The sequence below is a fragment of the Roseobacter sp. YIN89 genome, from assembly GCF_057219365.1.
The window spans coordinates 42,785-49,329 of record NZ_JBXVVD010000006.1 but is presented as its reverse complement, the minus strand read 5'-3'; the positions used below and the strand labels follow the sequence as shown (position 1 = coordinate 49,329).

Genomic DNA, 6,545 nt, shown 5'->3' with positions numbered 1-6,545 from the left:
AAGATCAAAGAGCTGATGGCGGCTGTGGACGAGTACATCCCGACGCCGGAGCGCGCGGTTGACCAGCCGTTCCTGATGCCGGTTGAGGACGTGTTCTCGATCTCCGGTCGTGGTACGGTTGTGACGGGTCGTGTTGAGCGCGGCGTGATCAACGTTGGCGACGAGATCGAAATCGTGGGCATCCGCGACACCCAGAAGACCACCTGCACCGGTGTCGAGATGTTCCGCAAGCTGCTGGACCGTGGTGAAGCAGGCGACAACATCGGCGCCCTGCTGCGCGGTATCGACCGTGAAGGTGTTGAGCGCGGTCAGGTACTGTGCAAGCCGGGTTCTGTGACCCCGCACACCAAGTTCGAAGCCGAAGCCTACATCCTGACCAAGGAAGAGGGTGGCCGTCACACGCCGTTTTTCGCGAACTACCGCCCGCAGTTCTACTTCCGGACAACGGACGTGACCGGCACGGTACAGCTGAAAGAAGGCACCGAGATGGTTATGCCCGGCGACAACGTGTCCTTTGGCGTTGAGCTGATCGCGCCGATCGCGATGGAAGACGGTCTGCGCTTTGCGATCCGCGAAGGCGGCCGCACCGTTGGCGCGGGCGTTGTGTCCAAAATCACCGAGTAAGGTCGCGCCCGCCGCGCGCGAGGCCAACACCGGCAAAACACCAAAGGCCGCCCCACAAAAAGGGGCGGCCTTTTTCAATCATTTTATCGGCCGGATGCGTGGTGAAAACTGCGCTGTGAACCCTTGCGAAACCGTTGTGACATAATGATCTGCTATCCGCGCACAAACATGTGATTCACCGCCGCGGGCTGAAAAATGCCATAATGCTGTGGGAATCTTTACTTTCATGGTGCGTTCTTTTGTAAACCGGAGCTTTCAAGATGCTGACGCGTAGACATTTCATTCAGACTTCGACGGCGCTGTTCTCGGCTGCCCTTGTGCCTTCTGTGGCGCAGGCAACGCCAGGAAACTGGGACAGCTGGGATTCGCGTGTGACCCCTGCAGGCTACGTGCCTGAGGTGTCAAATCCGTGGGGTCTGCACCCCCGCCTCTTGCCCACACGGGTTCAGGCGAACGCGGGTCTCAAGCCGGGTGACATCCACGTCGATGCGGTCGCGCGCTACCTCTATCATGTCAAGAACGACGGCACCGCCATGCGCTATGGCGTCGCGATTGCGCGCGGAAATCTCTATGAGGCGGGCACCTACAAGATCCGTCGCAAGGCAAAATGGCCGAAATGGACGCCGACCAAGGCGATGATCGAACGCGATCCGGACTCCTATGCCGAATTTGCCGATGGTGTGCCGGGTGGGCCGGACAACCCGTTGGGGTCCAGAGCGCTTTACCTTTACGAAGGAAACCGCGACACCTACCTGCGTATCCACGGCACGCCCTATCCGCGTTCGATCGGCGGGCGCGCAAGTTCGGGCTGCGTGCGCATGGTGATGGCACATATCAATGGCCTGTACGACGAGGTTCAGACCGGATCGACGGCGTACCTCTATCCTGCCGAAAGCTACGTGACCGCCAGCAGCTGACTCAGGTCTGCGCGCGGGTGCAGATGGGGCGGCCTTCGACGTTGCGCAGCGGCAGGAGGGTCGTCTCTACAGGGCCGCGATGGCTATACCAATAGCAGCCGTCTTCTTCGAGAATTCTCACAGAGGAGAGGTCTTGATTCGGGGCCGCCATGGCGACAACGCTCTCCGGTAGGTCAACGATTGCGCTGCTGGTCGTCGCACTGGTGTCGGTACAGGCAGCGAGCGCTACGCTCACCCCTGCCAGCATGCAGAGCTTTTTGATCACGACAAACACCTCTTTCATTAAAACTGCAGCTTCTTTTTCTGCCACGGATGGGTGATATGCAAGTTTTGCGGCCCGTCCAGCCAGTATCGATGCGGCTGTGTTGCGCGTAAACACAAGGGAGGGGCGTCGGGTGCCGGCAGCCAGTTTGGGCGTAGCCGCAAAAAAAGCCACAAAGCCATTGCCTTTTGTGACGCAACCGCCTAAACGCTGCGATGTTCTGAAAGGGTGCGTCTCGGCGCGCCCTTCTCAGTTGATAAAAGACGCGACGAGGGTGTGCGATGAGCGCCCATCCTCCTCTCCGATCTGGACCCTAATATAAAGGGTGATGCATATGGCCGTTCAAAGCCAAAACATCCGCATCCGCCTCAAGGCGTTTGACTACCGCGTGCTGGATGCCTCCACACAAGAAATCGTCAACACTGCCAAGCGTACCGGTGCATCTGTTCGCGGCCCGATCCCGCTGCCGAACAAAATTGAAAAATTCACCGTTCTGCGTGGCCCGCACGTTGACAAGAAATCCCGTGACCAGTTCGAGATCCGTACGCACAAGCGTCTCTTGGACATCGTTGATCCGACACCCCAGACCGTTGACGCGCTGATGAAGCTCGACCTCGCGGCTGGTGTTGATGTCGAAATCAAGCTGCAATCATAATCGTCAGGGAGGGTAATCATCATGTTGCGCTCAGGCGTTATTGCAAAAAAAGTCGGTATGACCCGGCTGTTCATGGAAGACGGCAAGCAGATCCCTGTTACCGTTCTTCAACTCGACAAACTTCAGGTTGTTGCACAGCGTACCGTTGAGAAAGACGGTTACACCGCTGTTCAGCTTGGCGCGGGCGTTGCCAAGGCAAAGCGCACCAGCCAGGCGATGCGCGGCCACTTTGCTGCGGCAAAGGTTGAACCCAAGCGCAAGGTCGCTGAGTTCCGCGTAGACGAAGAGAACCTGATCGGCGTGGGCGAAGAGATCATCGCCGACCATTACTTTGAGGGCCAGTTCGTAGACGTTGCGGGCACCTCCATCGGTAAAGGTTTTGCCGGTGCGATGAAGCGCCACAACTTCGGTGGCTTGCGCGCCTCGCACGGTGTGTCGATTTCGCACCGTTCGCACGGCTCCACAGGTCAGTGTCAGGATCCCGGCAAGGTTTTCAAAGGCAAGAAGATGGCCGGTCACATGGGTGCTGCCCGTGTTACCACGCAGAACCTGCAGGTTGTCCGCACCGACACCGACCGTGGCCTGATCATGGTCAAGGGCGCTGTTCCGGGCTCCAAAGGTGGCTGGGTGACTGTCAAAGACGCGGTCAAAAAGCCGTTTCCTGACAATGCCATTCTGCCCGCCGCGCTGAAGTCTGCCGCTGAAGAAGCCGCGAAGGCCGCTGAAGAAGCAGCCGCCGCAGCCGCCGCAGAGGCCGAAGCCGAAGCACAGCGTCTTGCCGAAGAGCAGGCCGCCGCAGAAGCCGAAGCGCTGAAGGCAGCCGAAGCCGAAATCGAAGCCGACAAAGCCGCTGAACCCGGCGACGACGGCGAAGAGAAGAAAGAAGGTGACGCATGAAACTCGATGTCATCAAACTCGACGGCAAGAAATCCGGCTCGGTAGAGCTGGACGAGGCGCTGTTCGGTCTCGAGCCGCGTGCCGACATTCTGCACCGCGTCGTGCGCTGGCAGCGCAACAACGCACAGCAGGGCACGCACAAGGTTAAGACACGCTCTGAAGTGAGCTACTCGACCAAGAAGATCTATCGCCAAAAGGGTACCGGTGGCGCACGTCACGGTGACCGTGGTGCACCGATCTTCCGCAAGGGTGGTATCTACAAGGGCCCAACCCCGCGCAGCCACGGTCACGACCTGACCAAGAAGTTCCGCAAGCTGGGTCTCAAGCACGCGCTGTCTGCCAAGGCAAAAGAGGGCGCGCTGGTGATCCTCGAGGACGCTGCCGCAGAGGGCAAGACCGCCGCACTGGCCAAGCAGGTTGCAAACCTCGGCTGGAAACGCGCTCTGGTCATCGACGGTGCAGAGGTCAACGAGAACTTTGCCCAAGCCGCGCGTAACATTGAAGGTCTGGATATCCTACCTACAATGGGCGCAAACGTATATGACATCCTCAAGCGTGACACGCTGGTGATCACCAAGGCGGGTGTCGAAGCACTGGAGGCTCGTCTGAAATGAGTGCCAAGGCAGAACACTACGACGTGATCCGCAAGCCGGTCATCACGGAAAAAGCGACCATGACATCCGAAAACAACGCCGTTGTTTTCGAGGTGTCCATGGACAGCAACAAGCCACAGATCAAAGAGGCCGTCGAGGCGCTCTTTGGTGTTAAGGTCAAGGCCGTCAACACCACGATCACAAAAGGCAAGGTCAAGCGTTTCCGCGGCCAACTTGGCAAGCGCAAGGACGTCAAGAAGGCCTACGTGACGCTGGAAGAAGGCAACACGATCGACGTATCCACCGGTCTCTGATCCGGTCTACGTTTGGAAATTGAAAACCCCGGTCTGGCAACAGGCCGGGGTTTTTCTTTGGCACCTGTTTATTGTTTTGCGACCGAAAAAGATGTGTGCCGTCATGGCAGATGCCGCTCTGTTCCACTCCAGCAGTCGGCGTCCACCTCAGAGTAGCCGCGGGATCACCGGCCAAGAGCGGCTTGAGAAAAGCACGGGGCTGTCGGGTTTTACGCGCCAAAAACAGCCGGCGCGTGAGCGGAAACCAGTATTGTCTCCGCGCGGGGATGTGCGCCGTTGCCGAGGGAACAGTCCCGTCAAAATTCTTTACTGCGCGAGGGCAAATTCACCATCGGCCGTTCCTTTCGCAGGCTGGATCACGCAGGTTTTAGCGGTTTGTGCCCGATCGGCAGTGGCGTAGTGCCGCGCAAAATGGCTAGGGTGTGGAAACAAGCGAGCGGCGGCGCCGTTCTGCAAGCGCATGGGATCGGACACTTTGAAAAATCAAGCAAAACGCATTTTGAAGTCTCTTGGACTTTTCGGCGTGGCCCGGGCGGTCTTTCGGTCGGTCAGTCCGGAAGTTGCCCGCATGAAAAAACGCGAGCTGGCGTTTTATGGCCAGTTCATCTCGTCCGGTGATCTGGTGTTCGACATCGGCACGAACCTCGGCCAGAAGTCAGAAATATTCCTGGCAAACGGGGCGCGGGTGATCTCGTTGGAGCCCAATCCGCATTGCGTCGCCTATCTGAACAAGACCATCGGTAAATCCGGAACATGCGACATCGTAGCCAAAGCTGTGGGAGCAGAGCCGGGGCAGGCCGAGCTGAGTTTTCGCGGTACCTCTGCCACGGGCAGCCTGCGCGGCGACTGGCATGCGCTCAAATTCGGCGATGGAGAAATGGAAACCCGCATGGTCGAGATCACGACACTTGATGACCTCATCGCCGAATTCGGTGTGCCGTCGTTTTGCAAGATCGACGTCGAGGGGTTTGAGAAAGAGGTATTCGCGGGCCTGTCACAGCCGCTGCCGCTCATCGAATTCGAATATCATTCGGTAGAGAAAGACAACGCACTTGCCTGCCTCGATCGGGTGGAGAAACTGGGCGCTGTGGAGTACAATTTTGCCGTGGTGGACGAAGTTGTGCTGCTTCATGACCGCTGGCTCGATCCCCAGACTTTTCGCGCCAAGCTGGATGCGCCGGATGCTGCTCCGGTCGGTGATATTTTCATTCGCGCAGCCGGAGCGTCTTAGTAGACCGCGGCGCTGCTTTTTTGCCGCCCTGAGCCTTGACCCTATTTGGCGCATCCCCTAAGGAAGCGCATCGGCTAGGCCCCGGATTCGTCCGGGGCCGATGCTTTTGGTCGTTCGCGACTATTCAACCCGGGCACCTACGGGGGCCTACAACCACATAGGCGGGGTCTTTTGACCGCCGCTGTTAGCAAACGGAAGACAGACAACATGGCACTCAAGTCGTACAAACCGACGACGCCGGGCCAGCGTGGGCTGGTACTGATCGACCGTTCGGAGCTCTGGAAAGGCCGTCCGGTCAAAGCCCTCACAGAAGGCTTGACCAAGAACGGCGGACGGAACAACACCGGACGGATCACGATGCGCCGCAAAGGCGGCGGGGCGAAACGCCTCTACCGGATCGTTGACTTTAAGCGCAACAAGATGGATGTGACGGCTACGGTCGAACGCATCGAATACGACCCTAACCGCACAGCGTTTATCGCCCTCGTGAAATACGAAGACGGCGAGCAGGCGTATATTCTGGCACCACAGCGTCTCGCGGTCGGTGACAGCGTCGTGGCAAGCGCGAAAGCAGACATCAAACCGGGTAACGCAATGCCTTTCGCGGGCATGCCTATCGGTACGATCGTCCACAACATCGAAATGAAGCCTGGCAAAGGCGGGCAAATTGCCCGTGCTGCGGGGACCTACGCCCAGTTCGTAGGCCGTGACGGTGGCTACGCACAAATTCGCCTGAGCTCTGGCGAGCTGCGTCTTGTGCGTCAGGAATGCATGGCAACTGTTGGTGCCGTGTCGAACCCTGACAACTCGAACCAGAACTACGGTAAAGCAGGCCGCATGCGTCACAAGGGCATCCGTCCTTCTGTACGTGGCGTCGTGATGAACCCGATCGACCACCCGCACGGTGGTGGTGAAGGCCGGACATCCGGTGGTCGCCATCCGGTTACACCTTGGGGCAAGCCAACCAAGGGTGCCAAGACCCGCAACAAAAACAAAGCGTCCAGCAAGCTCATCCTGCGCTCGCGGCACGCCAAGAAGAAGGGGCGCTAATT

9 protein-coding genes are annotated in these 6,545 nt (G+C 58.7%); 8 read left to right on the top strand and 1 reads right to left on the bottom strand.

What is annotated here, in order from left to right:
* Together AC2D8V_RS19930 and AC2D8V_RS19925 are read left to right on the top strand one after the other, a co-directional pair.
* The coding region (locus AC2D8V_RS19930; RefSeq protein ID WP_484735352.1) for an EF-Tu C-terminal domain-related protein at positions 1–624 on the top strand (624 nt) is incomplete at its 5' end.
* Positions 625–884: 260 nt separating this feature from the next.
* On the top strand, positions 885–1,541 hold the full coding sequence (locus AC2D8V_RS19925) for a L,D-transpeptidase (RefSeq protein ID WP_484735351.1): 657 nt from the start codon (positions 885–887) through the stop codon (positions 1,539–1,541).
* A gap of 1 nt (position 1,542) precedes the next feature.
* On the opposite strand, the gene AC2D8V_RS19920 is transcribed toward AC2D8V_RS19925, so the two are convergent.
* Positions 1,543–1,851: a hypothetical protein gene (locus tag AC2D8V_RS19920; protein ID WP_484735350.1), complete on the bottom strand. Its 309-nt coding sequence runs from the start codon at positions 1,849–1,851 to the stop codon at positions 1,543–1,545.
* 286 nt (positions 1,852–2,137) lie between these two features.
* Here AC2D8V_RS19920 and rpsJ point away from each other — a divergent pair, with 286 nt between their 5' ends.
* The 6 genes from rpsJ (at position 2,138) to rplB (ending at position 6,543) form a co-directional block, all read left to right on the top strand.
* Positions 2,138–2,458 carry a 30S ribosomal protein S10 gene (gene rpsJ / locus AC2D8V_RS19915; RefSeq protein ID WP_195819727.1) on the top strand — a complete coding sequence of 107 codons (321 nt, stop codon included), beginning with the start codon at positions 2,138–2,140 and terminating at the stop codon, positions 2,456–2,458.
* 21 nt (positions 2,459–2,479) lie between these two features.
* Positions 2,480–3,355, top strand: coding sequence for a 50S ribosomal protein L3 (rplC, locus tag AC2D8V_RS19910; RefSeq protein ID WP_484735349.1), 876 nt, complete (start codon positions 2,480–2,482; stop codon positions 3,353–3,355).
* Complete coding sequence (rplD, locus tag AC2D8V_RS19905; protein ID WP_484735348.1) at positions 3,352–3,969, top strand: 50S ribosomal protein L4; 618 nt, start codon at positions 3,352–3,354, stop codon at positions 3,967–3,969. Before rplC ends, rplD begins: the two co-directional genes overlap by 4 nt.
* Positions 3,966–4,262 (top strand): 50S ribosomal protein L23, encoded by a 297-nt coding sequence (locus AC2D8V_RS19900; protein ID WP_484735347.1) that lies wholly within the window; start codon positions 3,966–3,968, stop codon positions 4,260–4,262. The genes rplD and AC2D8V_RS19900 overlap by 4 nt, the downstream gene beginning before the upstream one ends.
* A 568-nt stretch (positions 4,263–4,830) precedes the next feature.
* Positions 4,831–5,493: an FkbM family methyltransferase gene (locus AC2D8V_RS19895; RefSeq protein WP_484735346.1), complete on the top strand. Its 663-nt coding sequence runs from the start codon at positions 4,831–4,833 to the stop codon at positions 5,491–5,493.
* Between the two features lie 207 nt (positions 5,494–5,700).
* Positions 5,701–6,543 (top strand): 50S ribosomal protein L2, encoded by an 843-nt coding sequence (gene rplB / locus AC2D8V_RS19890; RefSeq protein WP_484735345.1) that lies wholly within the window; start codon positions 5,701–5,703, stop codon positions 6,541–6,543.
* Positions 6,544–6,545 lie beyond the last annotated feature (2 nt).

Bases quoted from the DNA above. Each gene is read 5' to 3' on its own strand.
- AC2D8V_RS19925 (WP_484735351.1), top strand. From the start codon at position 885: ATGCTGACGCGTAGACATTTCATTCAGACTTCGACGGCGCTGTTCTCG.
- rpsJ (WP_195819727.1), top strand. From the start codon at position 2,138: ATGGCCGTTCAAAGCCAAAACATCCGCATCCGCCTCAAGGCGTTTGAC.
- rplC (WP_484735349.1), top strand. From the start codon at position 2,480: ATGTTGCGCTCAGGCGTTATTGCAAAAAAAGTCGGTATGACCCGGCTG.
- rplD (WP_484735348.1), top strand. From the start codon at position 3,352: ATGAAACTCGATGTCATCAAACTCGACGGCAAGAAATCCGGCTCGGTA.
- AC2D8V_RS19900 (WP_484735347.1), top strand. From the start codon at position 3,966: ATGAGTGCCAAGGCAGAACACTACGACGTGATCCGCAAGCCGGTCATC.
- AC2D8V_RS19895 (WP_484735346.1), top strand. From the start codon at position 4,831: ATGAAAAAACGCGAGCTGGCGTTTTATGGCCAGTTCATCTCGTCCGGT.
- rplB (WP_484735345.1), top strand. From the start codon at position 5,701: ATGGCACTCAAGTCGTACAAACCGACGACGCCGGGCCAGCGTGGGCTG.